This window comes from Parahoeflea alexandrii (assembly GCF_024105735.1).
Taxonomy (GTDB): Bacteria; Pseudomonadota; Alphaproteobacteria; order Rhizobiales; family Rhizobiaceae; genus Hoeflea; species Hoeflea alexandrii.
Genome location: NZ_JAAAML010000001.1, coordinates 738199 through 756111 on the forward strand (window position 1 = coordinate 738199; position 17913 = coordinate 756111).

The window sequence follows — 17913 nt, forward strand, 5'->3', positions numbered from 1 at the left end:
CGCGACAGGTCCTATTTCTTCACGCCGGTGCCCGAGATCTGGGCCAGCGTCCTTGTCGGGGTGATCGCCTGCTGGTCGAGCTTGATCTCGATGATCGATGCCTTGCCGGTGGCCCGCGCCCGCTTGAAGGCCGGGGCAAAGTCCTCGGTCTTCTCCACGGTCTCGCCATGGCCGCCATAGGCGCGGGCAAGGGCTGCGAAGTCCGGGTTGGTCAGCTCCGTGGCGCTGACGCGGCCGGGGTAATCGCGCTCCTGGTGCATGCGGATGGTGCCGTACATCGAGTTGTTGACGACGATGACGATAATGGGGAGCTTGTGCTGGATCGCGGTGGCGAATTCCTGGCCGTGCATCATGAAGCAGCCGTCGCCGGCAAAGGCCACGACCAGCCGGTCCGGGAACGCCTGCTGAGCGCCGATGGCGGCGGGCACGCCGTAGCCCATCGAGCCCGAGGCGGGCGCGGCCTGGGTGGCGAAGTTCCGGAAGCGGACGTAGCGGTGAACCCAGGTGGCGTAGTTGCCGGCGCCGTTGGTCAGGATCGCGTCTTCGGGCAGTTCGTCCCGGAGCCAGTCGATGATCGGGCCCATCTGGACGTCGCCGGGACCGGTTTCAGGCGGCGTCGACCAGTCGAGATAGGCTGCATGCATCTGCGCCACCACGTCGGCGCGGCCGGGCATCGGGTCGACGTCCAGCGCTGACAGCGCGTCGGCAAAGGAGGCGGGATCAGCGTTGATCGCCAGCGTCGGGCGATAGACCCGGCCGAGTTCGCCGGCGTCGGCATGGATGTGGACCAGAGGCTGCTCAGGGCAGGGGATGTCGAGCAGGGTGTAGCCGGAGGAGGGCATTTCGGAAAAGCGGCCGCCGACCAGCATCACCAGATCGGATACCTTGATTGCCTCGGCCAGCGCCGGGTTGATGCCGATGCCGACATCGCCGGCATAGCAGGGGTGGGTGTGATCGAACAGCATCTGGCGGCGGAACGAGCATCCGACCGGGATCTGGGCCCGCTCGGCAAAGCGCTCGACCTGGCGCACGGCGGTTTCGGTCCAGCGGGTGCCGCCGAGGATCATCACCGGACGCTCCGCCCGGGCGAGACGTTCACCGAGATCCTTCATCTCGGCATCTCCGGGACGGGTGGCCGGCACCGGGTTGGGCAGGATCGTGGCCGGCGGGTTTTCAACCACCTCGCGCAGCACATCCTCGGGCAGGGCCAGCACCACCGGGCCGGGGCGGCCGGACATGGCCACGGAGAAGGCGCGGTTGACGAATTCGGGGATTCGGGCCGGATCATCGATCTCGGCCACCCATTTGGCGAATTCGGTGAAGGCGCGGCGATACTCGACTTCCTGGAAGGCCTCGCGCTCGCGGGCGTCGCGCTGGACCTGGCCGATGAACAGGATCATCGGGATCGAATCCTGGCGCGCGATGTGCAGGCCGGCGGTGGCATTGGTGGCGCCGGGGCCGCGGGTGACGAAGCAGATACCGGGCTTGCCGGTCAGCCGGCCCCAGCTGTCGGCCATCATCGCCGCTCCGCCTTCCTGGCGGCAGACGGTGACGCCGACGCCTGAATCCACCAGTGCATCGAGAACTGCGAGATAGCTTTCGCCGGGCACGCAGAACAGGCGCTCGACGCCATTGGCCTTGAGTGTATCGACAATCAGCTGGCCGCCGGTTTTCATGTGCTTGGTCCTTTGGATTTGATGGTCTTGAGTTCGGCCAGCACCTCTTCGGTATGCTCACCGAGCCGCGGGCTTGGCCGGTCATAGTGCAGCGGCGAGGCCGGCAACAGGATCGGTGCACGCACCGAGGGAATTTCTGTGCCGGCCTGATCGGTGAGGTCCATTCTGAGCCCGCGCGCTATGATCTGCGGGTCGGCAAACATCTCTTCGATATTGTTGATCGGCCCGGCTGGAACAGCATTGGCGTCGCAGGCGGACAGCATGTCGGCCTTTGTCCAGGAGGCCATTTCGGCGATGATCTCGGCGCGCAGGCGAACCCGGTGGGCGACGCGCGACGGGTTGGTCTGGAACTCGGGATCGGCGCCGAGTTTGGCAGCGCCAAGCAGCTTGCAGAAGCGCTGGAACTGCCCGTCATTGCCGACCGCGATGATGACGTGGCCGTCTGAAGCCGGAAACACCTCGTAGGGGGCGATGTTCATGTGGGCGTTGCCCATCTGCACCGGTGCGACGCCGGAGACCAGATAGTTGAGGTTCTGGTTGCCGAGGATTCCCGCCTGGGTGTCGAACAGCGCCATGTCGATCATCTGGCCCTGGCCGGTCTTTTCCGCATGGCGAAGCGCGGCCTGGATGGCGATGACCGAATAGAGCCCGGTAAAGATGTCGGAGATGGCGACGCCGGCCTTTTGCGGTTCGCGTCCCGGCTCGCCGGTGATCGACATCATGCCGGTCATGGCCTGGATGATGAAATCGTAGCCGGCGCGCGGGGCGTAGGGCCCGGTCTGGCCGAAGCCGGTGATCGAGCAATAGACGAGCCGGGGATTGGTGGCTTTGAGGCTTTCGTAATCGAGGCCGTATTTCTTCAGGCCGCCGACCTTGAAGTTTTCCAGAACTATATCGGCGGTCGAAATCAGCTGGCGGGCGGTCTCTGCGCCCTCGGGACTGGCGATATCGAGCGTGATCGAGCGCTTGCCGCGGTTGGTCGAGTGATAATAGGCGGCCGAGAGGTTCTCACCATCGGCGCCTTCGACAAAGGGCGGGCCCCAGCGGCGGGTGTCGTCGCCGCCTTCGGGGTGCTCGATCTTGATCACGTCGGCGCCGAGATCGGCAAGCAGCTGCCCGGCCCAGGGGCCGGCGAGGATGCGCGCAAGCTCGATCACACGGATTCCGGCAAGCGGAGCATTGTCGGTCCTGGTTTCACTCATGCGGGTCTCCGTTGACGTCTGGCGGGGTGAGGGGCGCCACCCTTGGGGTTCTGACAAGTGATGCCTGTATAGCGTCGCAAACCAGCGCTGACACATTAATTTCTGTGATGGCATGATTTAGGCGAGCCGGGGCATGCTGATCGGCAGCGAGAGCCAAACCCTGGCTCAGGGTGAAGTCAGATACTCAATCTTAGGCATTCGGGGCTATGTCTTGAGTGACTATTGATCAGTGTGATGCTGGCTTGCAAGGCAGGACCCGTGAACATGGCCACATCAGAGCCGGCAATGGCCCGGGACAGCGAAAAAACAGCGCGATTCTGGCCGCTGTTCCTGCTGGCGCTCTGCGTGACCTTGCCGATGGTGCTGTTTGATGCCGTCGACGGCGTCAACTTTCTCGGCGACATCGATGACGATCTGCGGGCCGTCCAGATCCGGTTGCTGGTCGAGGGCGGATCCTGGTTCGACCGGACCATCCCGATGATCCAGATGCCCGAGGCTTACATCTCTCCCTGGTCGCGGCTGGTCGATCTGCCCTATGCGGTCTTCGCCTGGGTGTTGAGCCCGGTGCTGGGGACAGAGACCGCGCTGCAAGCTGCGTTCTCATTCGTTCCAATGATCATGCTGGTGGGTTTCTGCGCAATCCTGGTCAAGACACTTCTGGCGATGTTCGACGGGATCGTGCCAGTGGAAAGGGTCGGCCTGATCGCCAGCCTCATGCTGATGTGGCTGGCGCTGTGGGAGTTCAGCCCGGGCCGGATCGACCACCATAATGTGCAATTGCTGCTGATCATGCTCAGTTTCTGGGGCCTGAGCCTCTGGACGCCGCGCGGCGCGGTGCTGGCCGGGATCGGCTGCGTTGGCTCGGTTGCCGTCGGGCTGGAACTGCTGCCCGTGATCAGTGTCGTTCTGGGCGGGGTCAGCCTGTGCTGGATGCTCGACCGGCCGGGAAGCCGGGCATTTGCCTTCGCGCTTGGACTGACCATGCTGGTGGCGACGCCGCTTTTCGGGTTATTGCTGATCGGGCCTTCGGAGCTTGTCTCGACCCAGTGCGATGCCCTGTCCGCTCCCTTCGCGATCGCGCTTGCGGGCTATGGCGGCATCATCGCGGCGCTTGCCGGGATGCCTGTCCGGGCGGGTTGGATCGGGCGGGGCGCGCTCCTGGTTCTGGCAGGTGCGGCGCTCGCCGGCTGGCTGGGCTGGCAGTATCCGCTTTGCCTGCAGGGGCCTTATCACATGATCGATCCGCTCTCGCGGACCTTCTGGCTGGAGCGGGTAGAGCAGGAGAAATCATTCCTGCTCTATTTCCAGAACGGCAATTCGGCCACACTGGTGGTGCTCGGCACCCTGGCGGTTGTTCTGGCGGTGTCCGCACCGATGGTTCTGGCGACGCTGAGAAAGGGACGTTCGGCGCTTGCCATTATCTATGCATGCGCCGTCGTCGCGCTGGTGCTGACGCTGCTGCAGACCCGCTACGTGCGGTTTCCGATCGCTCTGGCGACGCTTTTCGTGCCCTATGTCCTGAGCATGGTCTCACACAAGAGACAAGCCACGTCGAAGTTGCTGGCGGGAGCGGTGGCGCTGGTTGCAGCAACAGGCCTGGCGTTGCAGGCCCTGGTGCCTGCCCGATCCGAGCAATTCGACGTGGTGGATTACCTGGCCTATCCCCATTGCGAACAGGCTGATGTGAGCGTTCTCGAACGGGTTGAACCGGGCCGGATCATGGCGCCGCCCTGGCTGGGGTTGCAACTGATGGACCAGCTGCCACCGGGGATGACGGTTGCTTCCGTGTCCTTTCACCGGGCGGCACCCGGCATGCGCAGGACCCTGCAGGGCTTTGCCTCCACCGACGGCGCGACCCGCCGTGCGGCGCTCGGGGACTTCGATTACATTGCGCTGTGCCGCTTGCCCGTGCCGGACTCCGTTGGAGCTGACACGTTGTTTGCCGTCGTCGCCCGTGGCGGCGACTGGCCCGGCCTGAGGCGGCTGAGCGGAGCTGACGACACGTTCATGCTGTTTGCGATCGACCACGGCGCCCTGCGCTGAGGCGCCGGATTTTGCCGCGCCGATCAGGCCTGCATCGGGGCGGCAATGCGGCTGTCGAGCCAGGCGGCGAAACCGGCCATTGACTGGTCGCGGTTGATCTCGTTGAGCGTCTCGTGCCGGGTTGCGGCAAGGATCTCGACCGTGACATCGCTCAGGTCGGCCTTCTGCATCTGTTCGGCAAGCCAGGCAATCGCCTCGCCCTTGTCGGTTGCCGGATCCTCGGCGCCGCCGATCAGGTGAACCGGCAGGGCCTTCGGCAGTTTCGCCAGATTGACGGCGTCTCCGCCGGCATAGATCAGCCTGAACACGTCCTGCCACATGCTCACCGTCGCGTCCCAGCCGCTCAGCGGGTCGACAACATAGAGATCGACCTCGAGCGGATCGCGCGACAGCCAGTCGAAGTCGGTGCGGCGGTCGGGCATGGCATTTGCCCAGGCCTGAAAGGTGAGCTTGGGCAGAATCGCGCTCGGCGTGTCCGAGCCCTTGAAAAAGGCTTCAAGCCTGAGGGCAACCTGACCGGCGCGGCCGGCCAGTCCGGCATTGAAATTGGAGTTCCAGACCGCCAGCGCGGCGCTGGCCGCGGGATGGGTCTCAGCGAAATTGAGCGCGATCAGCCCGCCCATCGAATGGCCGAAGGTGACGACCGGCAGACCCGGATGACGCTCGCCGATCAGGGCGTGGATGGCGGCGACATCGGCGATCACCTTCGATGCGCCGTCTTTCGAGGCAAAGGCGCCGGGGATCGAATCAGACGCGCGGGTTGCGCCGTGGCCGCGGTGGTCGTGGACATAGACATGATAGCCGCGGGTCGCGAGAAAGCGGGCGAAACGCTGGTAGCGGGCGGCGTGTTCGGCCAGGCCGTGATTGATCTGCACCACGGCGCGCGGTGTGATTGTTGCCGGCACGTGGCGGACGGCCAGCGTTGCGCCGCTCGGGCTCGAATGGGGAAAGGCTGAAAAATCGCTCATGACCCATTGGCCATGGCCGACGGAGGAAAATCAAGAGCAATGATCGGAGATCGACCGCGCCGCCAATGCGTGCCGCGCTTGCTCTTGGCGCAAAAATCGCTAGTTGAGGGGCAACGAGCCATGGAGTGCCGATACGTGAGCGATCTGACCCTCAACCAAGCCATCGACAATATCTACACGTCGATCAACAATGACAATGAAGACCTCGACATCCACATTGCCGCGCTGAAGGCCGCGATGGCGCGCGAGGGCGTGAAGGAAGCGGTGTTCGAGCCGGGCAAGCTGGTGCAGCCCAACCGGCAGGGCCGCAAGATCATGCAGTCCTATTTCCGCAAGAAGGGCGTAGCGGTCGGTTTCTCGGCCTAAGCCGATCATTGCCCTTGAGCGCCAATTCGACTAGACAGCGGGCAATTATCCAAATCATGTCTGGAGCGTATCGTGGCACGGCAGTTCATCTATCACATGGCGGGACTCAACAAGTCCTATGGCGCCAAGAAGATCCTCGAAAACATTCACCTGTCGTTCTACCCGGACGCCAAGATCGGTATTCTCGGCCCCAACGGCGCGGGTAAATCGACGGTCCTGAAGATCATGGCCGGACTGGACAGCGAGTTCACCGGCGAGGCCTGGCTGGCCGAAGGTGCGACGCTGGGCTACCTGCCGCAGGAGCCGCAGCTCGACGAGAGCCTGAACGTGCTCGGCAACGTCATGCAGGGCGTGGCCGACAAGCAGGCGATCCTCGACCGCTACAACGAGCTGATGATGAACTATTCCGACGAGACCGCCGACGAGGGCGCGAAACTCCAGGACATCATCGACAGCCAGAACCTTTGGGATCTCGACAGCCAGGTCGAGATGGCGATGGAAGCGCTGCGCTGCCCGCCGCCGGAAGCCTCGGTCGACGCGCTGTCGGGCGGCGAGAAGCGCCGCGTGGCGCTGTGCGCGCTGCTGCTCAGGCAGCCCGACCTGATCCTGCTTGACGAGCCGACCAACCATCTCGATGCCGAAAGCATCGCCTGGCTCGAAAAGCACCTGCGCGAATATCCCGGCGCCGTGATCATGATCACCCATGACCGCTACTTCCTTGACAATGTGACGGGCTGGATTCTCGAGCTCGACCGCGGCCGTGGCATTCCCTACGAGGGCAACTACACCGCCTATCTCGACGCCAAGGCCAAGCGGATGAAGCAGGAAGGCCGCGAGGAAGCGTCCCGTCAGAAATCGCTGGCGCGCGAACAGGAATGGATCGCGTCGTCGCCGAAAGCCCGCCAGGCCAAGTCGAAGGCGCGTATCCGTGCCTATGACGAGCTGGTGAAAGCCGCCGGCGACCGGCGACCCGGCGAAGCGCAGATCGTGATTCCGACCGGAGAGCGGCTGGGCAACCAGGTGATCGATGTCGAAGGTATTTCCAAGGCCTATGGCGACCGGCTGCTGATCGATGATCTCAGCTTCAAGCTGCCACCCGGCGGCATTGTCGGCGTGATCGGTCCCAACGGTGCGGGCAAGACCACGCTGTTCCGGATGATTACCGGCCAGGAACAGCCTGATTCGGGCACTGTCACCGTGGGTGAAACCGTGCAGCTCGCCTATGTCGACCAGAGCCGCGATTCGCTTGACGGCAGCAAGACTGTCTGGGAGGAAATCTCCGGCGGCAACGACATCATCAAGCTCGGCAAGCACGAGATGAACTCCCGCGCCTATTGCTCGACGTTCAACTTCAAGGGCGGCGACCAGCAGCAGAAGGTGGGCACGCTTTCGGGCGGCCAGCGCAACCGGGTGCACCTGGCCAAGCTCTTGAAATCGGGCGGGAACCTGCTGCTGCTCGATGAGCCGACCAATGACCTCGACACCGAAACGCTCGGCGCGCTCGAAGATGCGCTGGAAAATTTCGCTGGCTGCGCCGTCATCATCTCGCATGACCGCATGTTCCTCGACCGTCTCGCCACCCACATTCTTGCCTTTGAAGGCGACAGCCATGTCGAATGGTTCGAGGGCAATTTCGAGGACTACGAAGCCGACAAGATCCGGAGGCTTGGTGCCGACAGCGTCAATCCGAGAAGGGTGACGTACAAGCCGTTGAAGCGGTAGGGAGCGGAGTTAGGGAAAATCGGGGACAGTTTACTTTGTTGCTGATGCGCTGAAAATCAGCAAGAAAAGTAAACTGTCCCCGACCTGAGAGATCCCAGTCATGACCACCATCCTCATTACCGGAACCAATCGCGGCATCGGGCTGGAAATGGCCAAACAGGCTTTGGCCAAGGGCTGGACCGTGTATGGCTCGGCGCGCGGCGAAGTCACCGATGCGGACGCACATATCTGCGAACATCCGAAGTTTCATGATCTCAGGTTCGATGTCACCGACCATGCGGCGGTGCGGGCGGCGGCGGAAGCCATCGATGCGCCGATCGATATCCTGATCAACAATGCCGGTATCATCGGGCCCGAGCGGCAGTCGACGCTGGACATGGATTTCGACGGGTTCGCGCAGACTCTGGCCGTCAACACGCTGGCGCCGCTGGCGGTAAGCCAGGCTTTCCTGCCGCAGCTCAAGAAAAGCACCAACCCACGTATCGTGACGGTCTCCTCGCAAATGGGGCGGATGTCCTACGCCAAGTCCGACAGGATCGCCTACCGGGCGTCGAAGGCGGCGGTCAACAAGGTGATGCAGGGGCTCGCCACCGATCTCGCGCCGATGGGCATCGCCGTGGCGCTGGTGCATCCGGGCTGGGTCCGCACAGATATGGGCGGGGCGGGCGCCGATATCGATGCGACCGAGAGTGCAAGCGGAATCCTCGCACTCGCCGAGGGGCTGACGCTCGAAGGGACCGGACGGTTTTACAACTGGGACGGTTCGCCGTCCGAGTGGTGAAGCCGCTGACCTAAGGCAGCATGTTGTCTCGCCTCGTGCGACTACCTGATCCGGCAGCAGAACGGGAAGAACGGCTCCGACAGGCCCGGTGCGGCGGTGGGGGTGAAAGTAAAGTCGCGCACGGCATCGCTCTCGTCGGTGCAACTGCCCGGCGTGTAGGCGATCGAGCCTGAAACCGGGTGGCTGGTTTCGAGTTGCCAGGGGTTTTCGGTTGTGAAAGTGACGGTGCCCGGCGTGGTCTGGATGCCGTCGCCCGAGAAGGCGTCGATCAAGTTTGATGCGGCTTCGCCGTTGCAGGTGATCTCCAGCGCCCAGTTGGGCTCGAAGCCGGAGCAGATCATGGTCTGGCCGGTCTCGAGAAGGCCGTTGCAGGAGAGGTCCGCGGCGAGTGAAGCTGCGGGATGGACCAGCAGCAGAGCAAGGGCGAGGCTGGCGGGTGTTGAAAGGTGGTGGGCAAGCATCATCGATCATCTCCATGATATCGTGGCAATCAGCTCCCCGCGGCGGGATCATAGCACGCTGTTGCTGCGAGGTGAATTGGGCTTGCATGTCAGGATTGCAATGCCGGTGAGGTGTTGTGGGGGGTGGTGTCATCGGGGTGTCATCGGGGCTGCATAAGGCTCCCGGGAACCGACCCTGAAAACCCCGGAGTTGCCCCCATGAATCGTATCATCCCGCTGTCGCTCGGCCTCGTTGCCTCGCTCGCTCTCCTCGCTTCCCCGGCCGTCGCCGTCGACGGCACGCTGACGCTTTACACCAGCCAGCCCAACACCGATGCGCAGCAGTCGGTCGACGCCTTCATGGCGGCCTATCCGGATGTGAAGGTGACCTTCGTGCGCGATGGCACCACCAAGATCATGGCCAAGCTCGAGGCCGAACTTGCTGCCGGATCCACACCGGCCGATGTGCTGCTGATCGCCGACAGCGTCACCATGGAAGGGCTCAAGAGCCGCAATCTTCTGATGGCCTATCCCGACGCCGATGTTTCGGCTTACGCCGAGGGCGTCCATGATGCCGACAAGACCTGGTTCGGCACCAAGCTGATCACCACCGGCATCATGTACAACACCGCGGCCACCATGATCCCGTCTTCGTGGAGCGATCTGCTCAAGGAAGAGGCCAAGGGCCAGCTCGCGATGCCGTCGCCGCTGACCTCGGGTGCGGCGCTGATCCACACCGCCACGCTGGTGGGCAATCTGCAGGCCGGCTGGGGCTATTACGAGGGCCTGGCCGCCAATGGGGCGCAGGCCTCGGGCGGCAATGGAGGCGTGCTCAAGCAGGTTGCCGGCGGCGAGAAGCTTTACGGCATGGTGGTTGATTTCCTGCCGATCCGCGAGAAGGCCAAGGGCGCTCCGGTCGAATTCGTTTTCCCCGCAGAAGGCGTGTCGGCCATCTCCGAGCCGGTGGCGATCCTTGCGTCGACCCAGAACGCGGACGCCGCCAAGGCCTTCGTCGACTTCCTGATCTCGAAGCAAGGACAGGAACTGGCACTGAGCCAGGGCTATCTGCCGGCGCATCCCGATGTGGCCGTGCCGGCCGGATTTCCCGACCGCTCGACCATCAAGGTGATGCCGTTCGATGCCGCCAAGGCGCTTGCAGAGGCCGAGGCCAACACGGCGCGTTTCGCCAATATCTTCGGCCAGTAAGGCGGACCGTTGACGGTTCAATCCATTGCCGGTCCGCGCTTCTCGTGGCGCGGACCTTCCAACGGCTGGCGGCAGCGGGAGGGCCGGGGCCCGACGCTGGCACTTGCCCTGTTCATCCTGGTTTTCTCCCTCATTCCCGTAGGGCGCCTGATCGTGGCGGCATTCGAGGGAGGTTTCGGCGCCTTCTGGCAGGTGCTCGATGCCCCGGACGTTTGGCGTGCAACCCGCAACACGCTTGTGGTGGCCTTCGGGTCGGGAAGCCTGGCGCTGCTGATTGGTGTCGTTTTTGCGCTGATCCTGTCGGTCACCACGCTTCGCGCGCGCACCGCGCTTGCGTTCATCATGGTGATGTCGCTGATGATTGCGCCGCAGATTTCGGCGCTGGCGTTCAAGACGCTGGCCGGACCGGCGTCGCCGCTGCTCAAGCTCGTCGGCCTCGCGCCCGCGCCGGGAACGCCGAACCCGATGCTCGGCGAATTCGGCATCATTGTGGTGATGGGGCTGCACCATGCGCCGCTGGTCGCCATCACGCTGGCCTCGGGCCTGGCTTCGATCCCCAGGCCGCTGATCGAGGCGGCAAGGCTTGACGGCGCCAGCCCGTGGCAGGTGGTCAACCGCATCATGCTGCCATTGCTGCGGCCGTTCCTGCTTTCGGCGGCGCTCCTGGCCTTCGTCGCCGGCACGGGCAATTTCGGAATTCCGGCGCTGCTCGGGCTGCCGGTGGGTTATGTCACGCTGCCGACGCTGCTGTTTCGCAAGCTTGCGAGTTTCGGACCCGCCACGATCGGTGACGCCGCCGCGATCTCGGTGTTGATTGCGCTGATCGCGGGCACCGGCGTCATCGCCGCCAGCCTGCTGCTGGCCCGGTCGGCGAGCCGGCTCGAGACCGATCACCGCATCGAGCCGTTCTGGGAACTGGGACGCTGGCGCCCAGCGGTGGAGGCCGGGGTCTGGGGGGTCATCGCGCTGACGGTTCTGTTGCCGCTGGCCTCGCTGCTGGCGACCTCGCTTGTGCCAGCCTATGGCGTGCGGCTGTCTCCCAGCAGCCTCACGCTGGCGCAGTATGTGGAAGTGCTGTTCCGCCAGGATCTGACCGTCCGGGCGTTCCGCAATTCCATGCTGCTGGCCGGCGGGGCGGCGCTCAGCCTTGCGGTGATCACACTGGTCTCGGCCTATGTGCTTGACCGGGCCAAACCCAAGGTCAAGGCGTTTGCCTTCGCGCTCATCGAGCTGCCCTATGCGGTGCCCGGCATCGTACTGGCGATTGCCTGTATCCTTTTGTTCATCAAGCCGCTGCCGCTGATCGGGGTTTCAATCTACGCCACGCCGTGGATCATCCTGTTTGCCTATCACGCCCGGTTCTTCGCCATCGCGCTGAAACCGGTGATGGCGGCGATGGCGACGCTTGATGATGCGGTGCAGGAGGCGGCGGTCTGCGACGGCGCGCGGCTTGGCCAGAGGCTTCGCCACATTGTGCTGCCGCTGGTGTTTCCGGCGGTGTTCGCCGGAATGCTGATGGTGTTTCTTCTGGCGTTCAACGAATTGACGGTGTCGGCGCTGCTGTGGTCGGCTGGCACCGAGACGCTGGGCGTGGCGCTGTTGAGCCTTGAGGATTCGGGGCTCGGGGCGGAAGCAGCCGCCGTTGCGGTGACGGCAACGCTGCTGGTGCTTGTGCTGATGCTGGCCATGCAGATGCTGGCGCGCCGGTTGCCCCCCAATGCGCTGCCCTGGCAGGCGCTCGCCGGGCCGGACAGGGAACGGCGCGGGTAGAGTGGATTCCGGCCATTCACCCGGCTCTGTCTTCCCTGTTCATGATTTTTGATTGGTTCATCAGCGGGGGAACGGGTAAGCCTCAAGTTGGATCGACCTACCAGCCTGGAGCATATAATGACCCTGCCGATGTTTCCCGACGCAGCGCCGGTTCTGCCGGACATACGCCCGGCGCGCCGGATCAAGGGTACAGCACCGCTGCTGCTGGCAGCGCTGGGCGGAGATTTTCCGACCGAGGCCGTTTCTTCCCTGGCAATCGGGTTTGACGGCGTGGAGGGGGATTACCATGCCGGGCCCACCCGCAAATCGGGTGGACGCGAACCATGGTATCCGCGCGGCACCGAAATCCGCAACGAGCGTCAGCTTTCAATCGTGGCAGCGGACGAACTGGCGCTGGCCGCAAGGGATATGGGAATCGAGCGGATCGAGCCCGGCTGGATCGGGGCCAATCTGGTGATCGAGGGCATTCCGCTTCTGTCGATGCTGCCGCCGCGCACGCAGCTGTTTTTCGAAGGCGGGGTGACGCTCAGGATCGATGGCGACAACGCGCCGTGCCGGATTGCCGGGGCCCAGATTGCCCGGAATTTTCCGCATATGGATGAGACCAGGCTGGCGCTGAGTTTCGTCAGTGCTGCCAAACGCCGCCGCGGGGTGGTGGCCTGGGTGGAGAAACCCGGCGTCATTTCTGCCGGCGAAGCGGTTACCGCACGGATCTGGGAACAGTGGGTCTATCCCGGCGCGTGAAGACCCGTTTCCGGTAACGCCGCAGGTCTTTCGCTTGATGGCGGCAAGGCGTTTGGGAGCCTGACATGCCTGACCCGGCAATGATCCTGCCAGTGCCCGAGTTCCCGGGGAATTGCGACAGATTGTATGATCTGCGCGAGATTGCGCTTGCCAACAACTCGAAAATGACATAAACATATCTTTATATCATTTTCGAGGTTGCCGGATGTTGTCACTTTCTCCCCTCACTCTCGAGGAATGCGTCGAAGTTCTCAAGGCGGCGGGCGAGCCCACCCGGTTGCGCCTGATTGCGCTGTTGAGCCATGGCGACCTGACGGTCAGCGAAATGACCGAAGTGCTGGGCCAGTCGCAACCGCGGATATCGAGGCATCTCAAATTGCTCGGTGAAGCCGGGCTTGTCGAGCGCTACCAGGAAGGTGCCTGGGCCTATTTCCGGCTGACGCGCGACGGCGTGCGCGCCAAGCTGATGCAGAAGGCTCTCGATGCAACGTCGTCTTCCGATGCGCACCTGGCGCGCGATTCCGAACGTCTGGCAAGCGTCAAGCAGGCGCGGGCGAGCCGGGCGGAAGCCTATTTCTCTGCCAATGCCGAAAGCTGGAACGATCTGCGAAGCCTGCACGTGGCCGACGAAAAGGTCGAAGCTGAAATTCTCAAGCTGATCGGACGCACTCCGTTTGACGGACTGCTGGATCTGGGAACAGGCACCGGGCGAATGCTTGAGCTGCTGGCCGATCGCTACCGCCGCGCCATCGGCATCGATTCAAGCCGCAGCATGCTGGCGATCGCCCGCGCCCAGCTCGATGATGCGGGCATCACTCATGCCTCGGTCCGGCAGGGCGATATCCTGAACCTGCCGCTCGAACGCGAGAGCTTTGACGTGGTGACCATCCACCAGGTGCTGCACTTTCTGCATGATCCGCTGCCGGCGATCACCGAGGCCGCCCGCATGCTCCGGCCCGGCGGCAGGATCGTGCTGGTCGACTTCGCGGCCCATGATCACGAAGAGCTGCGCAGCGACCATGCCCATGCCCGGCTCGGCTTCAGCCAGGGCCAGGTTGCCGAATGGCTTGAGCAGGCGGGGCTGACGGTCGAGAAGATCGTCGACCTTCCACCTGATTCCGGCGCCACCCGAGCGCTGACGGTGACCATCTGGCTGGCCCGCGACCCGCGCCTGCTGATTGCCGCCGATACACCTTCTTCCAGCACAGGAATTGCCTGACATGACCAGCTCCTTCCGCTCAAGCGCAGAAGCTCTTTCCGAACGCATCAAGGTGTCCTTCGAGTTCTTCCCGCCCAAAAACGGCGACATGGAGAGCCAGCTGTGGGAAAGCATCTCGCGGCTTGCGCCATTCCAGCCGGATTTCGTGTCGGTGACCTATGGTGCGGGCGGCTCGACCAAGCAGCCGACGCTGAACACGATCACCCGGATCTGCGACGAGACCGAGCTCGCCGCCGCCGCCCACCTGACCTGCGTCGGATCGGACAAGGCGACGGTCGATGCCGTGGCACGTGAATTCCAGGCTGTGGGCGTCAATCATTTCGTGGCGCTGAGGGGCGATCCGCCGGAGGGCGTTGGTGCCGCATACGAGCCGCATCCGGAGGGCTACGCCAATGGCGCGGAACTGGTGGCGGGACTGCGCGCCATTGCCGATTTCGAGATTTCGGTCTCGGCCTATCCCGAACGGCATCCCGAAAGCCCGGATTTCGCCACCGATATCGACATGCTCAAGCGCAAGGTTGACGCTGGCGCGACGCGGGCGATCACCCAGTTCTTCTTCGACAATGACATCTACGAGCGCTACGTCGAGCGGGTACGGCGGGCAGGGATCTACATCCCGATCGTGCCCGGCATCCTGCCGATCCACAATTTCGGGCAGGTGGCGCGGTTTTCCAAGCTGTGCGGCGCATCGGTGCCGGACTGGCTGGCACGGCGGTTCGACGGCCTCGAAAAGGACCCGGAAACCCGGGCGCTGGTGGCAGCGGCGATCGCCGCCGAGCAGGTCAACGACCTGGTCGAGCGCGGCATCGACGATTTTCACTTCTACACGATGAACCGCGCCCAGCTTGTTTATGCAATCTGCCACATGCTGGGGCTGCGCGGCGACGATGCCGGCTCCGTTGGCGCTGCCGCCTGATCAACCGATCGGATGGGCTGTGCTGCAGGTCAGCGGCTGTCTGATAGTCAAAGAAAACGGGAGCGCCGAAACGCTCCCGTCATTGAATTTCTGATTTTATTCAATGCTTTTCATGATCAGATGAAGAGCATTGCTCCAACGAATATGAACGCTGCACAGATCACAAGGGCATTGAGCGACTGCGTAAATCCCATGGTGGTCCTCCATCGCGTTTACCGGCAAATGATAGGCACGGGTTTGGGGCCGAGGAAAGGAAAATCGTTGCTGCACTGCAGCTAAGATTGAAAATTCCGAGTATTGACCGCATTCCATCTTATTGAAAAAATTTGAATATTAGCAATTTAATAAACTGTTAAGAAACTGTAAAATACTGCCTATGAGGGTGATTTCTCAATCGGCAACCGAATTCGGCCTGCCGCATTTCCGCCGCACTTGTAAACGGCTTGCGCCCGCGCAACGGCAATGGTCTGACAGGGACAGCCGTCATCAAGGGGCCGGAACATTTGCGGTGACAACGGAATCACCGAAAATGCCCTCGCATGTTGTGTCATGGAATTCCGGGCGCGAAACCGGTTTCCACTTGCCCTGGAACTTCGCTAGGTCCGGAACGATTTTTCGAGCATGGCGGCAACGGAGAGCAAGGTCCTGTCCTGGCCGAACCGCGCCACGGCCTGGATGCCGAGCGGCATTCCGGCCTGATCCCTGAAGCCCGGAATGTTGATGGTGGGTGAGCCCATCAGGGTCCAGAGCTTGTTGAAGCGCGGATCTCCGGTGGTCTCCAGCCCGCGCGGTGCCGCGCCGGGGGCGGACGGCGTAAGCAGGATGTCGACCTCACCGAACAGCCCCCGGGTTGCGCCGCGGCCGCGCTTGGCCAGCCTTCGTGCTTCGTCGTATTGCGAAGGCGTGATCGCCTGGCCGTCCTCGATGGTGCTGGTCAGGATACCGCTCAACCGGTCTCTGAAACGAGCCAGGTCGGAGCCGCAACTGAGGCCGGCCTCATGGTTCTGGATGGTGGCATGCGCCTCGCGTGCGCGGGCCATGGCTTCGGGTTCGCCGATCTCGCCGACATCGAAACCGGCACTAGCCGCCAGATCCGCGGCCTTGCTGAGCGCATCGCGCATGGCGGGATCAGCGCTTTCCAGCTGGGAGCAGCGGTAAAGCCCGACGCGAATCGTCGCCGGATCGAGAGGCGCTTCACCGTCTCCGGGCACAAGATCGCGGCCGGTGAGAAGGGCTGCGAAGAGTGCGACATCCACGACGCCGGCCGCAAACAGGCCGACGGTATCGAGCGACGGGGCGAAGTGCTTCATTCCGGTGGCGGGCAGCAGGCGGTAGCTCGGCTTGTAGCCGGCGATGCCGCAGAAAGCCGCGGGACGGACCACGGAACCGCCGGTCTGGGTGCCGATGGCGGCGGGAATCATGCCTGCGGCGACCGCCGCGGCGGAGCCGGAAGAGGAACCGCCCGGCGTGTGGGTGGGATTGTGCGGGTTGACGGTGGCGGCGGGGCTGAAGAAGGCGAACTCGGTGGTTGCGGTCTTGCCGATGATGGTGGCGCCCTTCCTGCGGGCGAGATCGACAATCGCGGCGTCGACGCGGGGCTGGTAACCTTCATAGACCTGCGATCCGTAGGCGGTCGGCTGGTCGAAGCTGTCGAGAATGTCCTTGACGCCGATGGCTATCCCGGCGAGCGGTCCGGCGGCCTGGGCGGGTGCTGTCTCAGCGACATGGGCGAAGGCGCGGATTCTGCCGTCCTTGCGGGCGATGGCATCACGGCAGAGCGCCAGCATCAGTTCAGGGCTCGCCTTGCCCGCGTCGCGCGCCCTGACCAGTGCCGCAAGGCTCATCATGCTGTTGGTGTCCATCCTGCCCCTCTCAAACCGGACAAGGCCGTTCGGCCTATCCGCCCCGTTTTATGCCGAGCCGGTTGTCCAGTGACAAGAGCCCGAGCGCAATCAGGCCGAGGCCGAGTGTTTCGGTGAGTGAAAGGGTTTCCCCCAGGAACAGGATGCCGAGCAGGATGGCGGCGGGAGGCACAAGGAGCGTGACCAGTGAGGCGGAGGTGGCGCCTGCCACGCTGAGGATTCGGAAGAAGACGACATAGGCGAAGGCGGTGGAGACCAGCGACAGCGCAAGAATCGCCGCGATGACATCTGGCGGTGGCACCGGCAGCGTCCATGGCCGGTCGACGATAAAGGCCATGGGCAGCATGATCAGCGTCGAGGCAGTGAGCTGGCCGGTGGCGGTGACGCGTGGCGAGATGCCCTTGAAGCGTTTGCCAAAGGAAGCGGCAAAGCCATAGGAGATCGCCGCACCGACCACGGCGAGCTTGGCCCAGAGCGGACTGTCGGCAATGCCGAGCGCCGCCGGACCGATGAGCATGACCATGCCCGCAAGCCCCAGTGCGCAGCCGATCAGCTTGGCGGCGGTGATCTTCTCGTCGGTGGTGAACACTTGCGCGACGAGAACCGCCCACAAAGGCGTGGTGGCGTTGAGGATCGAGGCGAGGCCAGAGCCGATCTCGGTCTGGCCCACAAAGATCAGGGTGAAGGGAATCGCGTTGTTGATCAGTCCCATCACCAGCAGTTCGCGCCATCGGCTCACAAGTGTCTGGTAGAAGCCGGGCAGGCGGGCAAACGCCAGATGCAGTGCGAGGGCGGCCAGTGCGACGCGGACCAGCACCAGAGTCATGGGCGGAACGTGCTGCACGGCAACGCGGCCGAAGAAGAACGACCCGCCCCAGATGAACCCGAGCAGGAGAAGCAGGCTCCATGTGGCAAGATCCATGGAACGATTGGCGGTTTGGGACATTGAAATTTCCTGGCTGCAGATGCCGCTGCTTGCCACAGGTCAGGGATGTGCA

The 17913-nt window shown here is 63.6% G+C and carries 15 protein-coding genes; 9 read left to right on the forward strand and 6 right to left on the reverse strand.

The features are described 5' to 3' along the window. Positions 1–11: 11 nt before the first annotated feature. Together GTW23_RS03390 and caiB are read right to left on the reverse strand one after the other, a co-directional pair. Positions 12–1676, reverse strand: coding sequence for a thiamine pyrophosphate-binding protein (locus GTW23_RS03390; protein WP_252914621.1), 1665 nt, complete (start codon positions 1674–1676; stop codon positions 12–14). After that, the gene (gene caiB / locus GTW23_RS03395) at positions 1673–2878 is read right to left on the reverse strand and encodes a succinate--glutarate CoA-transferase (RefSeq protein ID WP_252914622.1); all 1206 of its coding nucleotides are present in this window, start codon (positions 2876–2878) and stop codon (positions 1673–1675) included. The genes GTW23_RS03390 and caiB overlap by 4 nt, the downstream gene beginning before the upstream one ends. 264 nt (positions 2879–3142) lie before the next feature. Here caiB and GTW23_RS03400 point away from each other — a divergent pair, with 264 nt between their 5' ends. After that, positions 3143–4921 (forward strand): hypothetical protein, encoded by a 1779-nt coding sequence (locus GTW23_RS03400; RefSeq protein WP_252914623.1) that lies wholly within the window; start codon positions 3143–3145, stop codon positions 4919–4921. 23 nt (positions 4922–4944) lie between these two features. Here GTW23_RS03400 and GTW23_RS03405 read toward each other — a convergent pair whose 3' ends face one another. Then, entirely contained in the window at positions 4945–5889 is a 945-nt protein-coding gene (locus GTW23_RS03405) for an alpha/beta fold hydrolase (protein WP_252914624.1), read from the reverse strand. A 135-nt stretch (positions 5890–6024) separates the two neighbouring features. Between GTW23_RS03405 and GTW23_RS03410 the strand changes: the two genes are divergently transcribed. The 3 genes from GTW23_RS03410 to GTW23_RS03420 all read left to right on the forward strand — a co-directional run bounded on the left by GTW23_RS03410 (position 6025) and on the right by GTW23_RS03420 (position 8758). Continuing rightward, on the forward strand, positions 6025–6255 hold the full coding sequence (locus tag GTW23_RS03410) for a hypothetical protein (protein ID WP_252914625.1): 231 nt from the start codon (positions 6025–6027) through the stop codon (positions 6253–6255). 72 nt (positions 6256–6327) lie between these two features. Then, the gene (gene ettA / locus GTW23_RS03415; RefSeq protein WP_252914626.1) at positions 6328–7977 is read left to right on the forward strand and encodes an energy-dependent translational throttle protein EttA; all 1650 of its coding nucleotides are present in this window, start codon (positions 6328–6330) and stop codon (positions 7975–7977) included. A gap of 100 nt (positions 7978–8077) precedes the next feature. Further along, a complete protein-coding gene (locus GTW23_RS03420) occupies positions 8078–8758 on the forward strand; it encodes an SDR family oxidoreductase (protein ID WP_252914627.1) in 681 nt (226 codons plus the stop codon). Between the two features lie 41 nt (positions 8759–8799). On the opposite strand, the gene GTW23_RS03425 is transcribed toward GTW23_RS03420, so the two are convergent. Further along, positions 8800–9222, reverse strand: a complete 423-nt coding sequence (locus GTW23_RS03425) for a hypothetical protein (protein ID WP_252914628.1) — start codon at positions 9220–9222, stop codon at positions 8800–8802. Between the two features lie 195 nt (positions 9223–9417). Here GTW23_RS03425 and GTW23_RS03430 point away from each other — a divergent pair, with 195 nt between their 5' ends. From GTW23_RS03430 to metF, 5 genes are all read left to right on the forward strand, one after another. After that, on the forward strand, positions 9418–10404 hold the full coding sequence (locus tag GTW23_RS03430) for an ABC transporter substrate-binding protein (RefSeq protein ID WP_252914629.1): 987 nt from the start codon (positions 9418–9420) through the stop codon (positions 10402–10404). A 9-nt stretch (positions 10405–10413) separates the two neighbouring features. Then, positions 10414–12174: an ABC transporter permease gene (locus GTW23_RS03435; RefSeq protein WP_252914630.1), complete on the forward strand. Its 1761-nt coding sequence runs from the start codon at positions 10414–10416 to the stop codon at positions 12172–12174. 117 nt (positions 12175–12291) lie between these two features. Next, positions 12292–12918 (forward strand): MOSC domain-containing protein, encoded by a 627-nt coding sequence (locus tag GTW23_RS03440; protein ID WP_252914631.1) that lies wholly within the window; start codon positions 12292–12294, stop codon positions 12916–12918. 205 nt (positions 12919–13123) lie between these two features. Then, positions 13124–14137, forward strand: coding sequence for an ArsR/SmtB family transcription factor (locus GTW23_RS03445; RefSeq protein WP_152007862.1), 1014 nt, complete (start codon positions 13124–13126; stop codon positions 14135–14137). A 1-nt stretch (position 14138) separates the two neighbouring features. Next, positions 14139–15053 carry a methylenetetrahydrofolate reductase [NAD(P)H] gene (gene metF, locus GTW23_RS03450; RefSeq protein ID WP_152007863.1) on the forward strand — a complete coding sequence of 305 codons (915 nt, stop codon included), beginning with the start codon at positions 14139–14141 and terminating at the stop codon, positions 15051–15053. Between the two features lie 596 nt (positions 15054–15649). Here the strand turns inward: metF and GTW23_RS03455 are convergent. Further along, positions 15650–16915 carry an amidase gene (locus GTW23_RS03455; RefSeq protein WP_252914632.1) on the reverse strand — a complete coding sequence of 422 codons (1266 nt, stop codon included), beginning with the start codon at positions 16913–16915 and terminating at the stop codon, positions 15650–15652. A 34-nt stretch (positions 16916–16949) separates the two neighbouring features. Further along, positions 16950–17861 carry a DMT family transporter gene (locus tag GTW23_RS03460; RefSeq protein WP_252914633.1) on the reverse strand — a complete coding sequence of 304 codons (912 nt, stop codon included), beginning with the start codon at positions 17859–17861 and terminating at the stop codon, positions 16950–16952. Positions 17862–17913: the final 52 nt, after the last annotated feature.

Coding starts and splice junctions, on each gene's coding strand:
- GTW23_RS03390 (WP_252914621.1), bottom strand. CDS start 1,676: ATGAAAACCGGCGGCCAGCTGATTGTCGATACACTCAAGGCCAATGGC.
- caiB (WP_252914622.1), bottom strand. CDS start 2,878: ATGAGTGAAACCAGGACCGACAATGCTCCGCTTGCCGGAATCCGTGTG.
- GTW23_RS03400 (WP_252914623.1), top strand. CDS start 3,143: ATGGCCACATCAGAGCCGGCAATGGCCCGGGACAGCGAAAAAACAGCG.
- GTW23_RS03405 (WP_252914624.1), bottom strand. CDS start 5,889: ATGAGCGATTTTTCAGCCTTTCCCCATTCGAGCCCGAGCGGCGCAACG.
- GTW23_RS03420 (WP_252914627.1), top strand. CDS start 8,078: ATGACCACCATCCTCATTACCGGAACCAATCGCGGCATCGGGCTGGAA.
- GTW23_RS03425 (WP_252914628.1), bottom strand. CDS start 9,222: ATGATGCTTGCCCACCACCTTTCAACACCCGCCAGCCTCGCCCTTGCT.
- GTW23_RS03430 (WP_252914629.1), top strand. CDS start 9,418: ATGAATCGTATCATCCCGCTGTCGCTCGGCCTCGTTGCCTCGCTCGCT.
- GTW23_RS03440 (WP_252914631.1), top strand. CDS start 12,292: ATGACCCTGCCGATGTTTCCCGACGCAGCGCCGGTTCTGCCGGACATA.
- GTW23_RS03445 (WP_152007862.1), top strand. CDS start 13,124: ATGTTGTCACTTTCTCCCCTCACTCTCGAGGAATGCGTCGAAGTTCTC.
- metF (WP_152007863.1), top strand. CDS start 14,139: ATGACCAGCTCCTTCCGCTCAAGCGCAGAAGCTCTTTCCGAACGCATC.
- GTW23_RS03455 (WP_252914632.1), bottom strand. CDS start 16,915: ATGGACACCAACAGCATGATGAGCCTTGCGGCACTGGTCAGGGCGCGC.
- GTW23_RS03460 (WP_252914633.1), bottom strand. CDS start 17,861: ATGTCCCAAACCGCCAATCGTTCCATGGATCTTGCCACATGGAGCCTG.